A 1,259-nucleotide genomic window follows, 5' to 3' on the forward strand; every position below is an offset into this window, starting at 1 on the left:
CCTGCCCATGGTCTGTTCAGCAGCTACTTTGGTCCCGAGTGGGCAGAGCAGTTCTTATATGAGTTCTTATTTGAAAATGCCATGCCTTTAGCCGTTAGTCCAAGCCAAACATGACTCTCTATCAGCCGTTTCTAGACTACGCGATCGCATATCTAAAAGAGCGCCTTGATCTACAGCCTTATCCCATTCCCCCTGGGTTTGAAAGCAAATTCGCCACAGTGGGGAAAGGGAAAAAGCAGCAAGATGTCCTGACCACCAGTTATGGCTTTGCTGCACCCAAAATCAGACAAATTCGAGCTGCTCATGTCCAGGGGGGAGCAGCATTACAGGTACTCAATTTTGTGATCTTCCCCCACCTCAACTATGACCTCCCCTTCTTCGGGGCTGACTTAGTCACCTTACCTGGTGGACATCTGATTGCCTTGGATATGCAGCCCCTGTTCCGGGATGATCCAGCCTATCAAGCTCGTTACACGGAACCTATCCTACCGATTTTCAAGGCCCATCAACAGCATTTGCCTTGGGGAGGAGAATTCCCTGAGGAAGCAACACCCTTCTTTTCCCCAGCTTTCCTGTGGACACGCCCTAAGGAAACTGAAGTAGTGGAAAATCGGGTGTTTGCTGCGTTCAAGGACTATCTGACAGCTTACTTGGATTTTGTCGATCAGGCAGAATTAATTACTGATTCCCAGCATCTGGAAGCCATCAAGGAAGCTCAACTGCGTTATCTGGGTTATCGTGCTGAGAAAGACCCAGCTCGTGGGATGTTTCAGAGATTTTATGGGAGCGAATGGACTGAGGAGTACATCCACGGTTTCTTGTTTGACCTAGAGCGAAAGCTCGCACAGGCAAGTTAAGCACTACTGAAATTCTTAGGATAAGCTGACACGCATTTAAATTGGGATTTTTGAAGCCTAGACCTCTTACAGCAAGGCTTGTGAGCGATCAAAATAAATGCTTAACAGCTTATTAAAACTTAACCTCAGTTCGATTTAAGAAATTGGTTAGTTTTTTCAGGAGTCAGGAGTCAGGATATTCGAGTCATAAGTCAGGACAAAACTACAGAATTGATGACTACATAATTGATGGAAATAATACAGAATTTTATTGTTGATAAAGCGTAAGCGAACAGCGATTAGCGCTACGCGCACGCGTGCGCGTTCAGCTATCAGCTAAAGGCTTGTGGCTGACTGCTTGTGGCTGACTGCTTATGATAAAACTCTGATTAATTACCAATTAACTGGTCAAGAATTTATCTT

General features: G+C 45.4%; 1 protein-coding gene and 1 pseudogene. Both read left to right on the forward strand.

All coding sequences use genetic code 11. From position 1 onward, the window contains the following. A pseudogene (locus tag F6K37_RS43105) lies at positions 1-114 on the forward strand (15,16-dihydrobiliverdin:ferredoxin oxidoreductase); the annotation flags it as partial. Continuing rightward, on the forward strand, positions 111-857 hold the full coding sequence (locus tag F6K37_RS43110) for a phycoerythrobilin:ferredoxin oxidoreductase (RefSeq protein WP_287257304.1): 747 nt from the start codon (positions 111-113) through the stop codon (positions 855-857). The pseudogene F6K37_RS43105 and the gene F6K37_RS43110, both read left to right, overlap by 4 nt. The last annotated feature ends 402 nt before the right edge of the window (positions 858-1,259 follow it).

The sequence above is a fragment of the Moorena sp. SIO4E2 genome, assembly GCF_010671945.1.
GTDB classification, from domain to species: domain Bacteria; phylum Cyanobacteriota; class Cyanobacteriia; order Cyanobacteriales; family Coleofasciculaceae; genus Moorena; species Moorena producens.

Bases quoted from the DNA above. Each gene is read 5' to 3' on its own strand.
- F6K37_RS43110 (WP_287257304.1), top strand. From the start codon at position 111: ATGACTCTCTATCAGCCGTTTCTAGACTACGCGATCGCATATCTAAAA.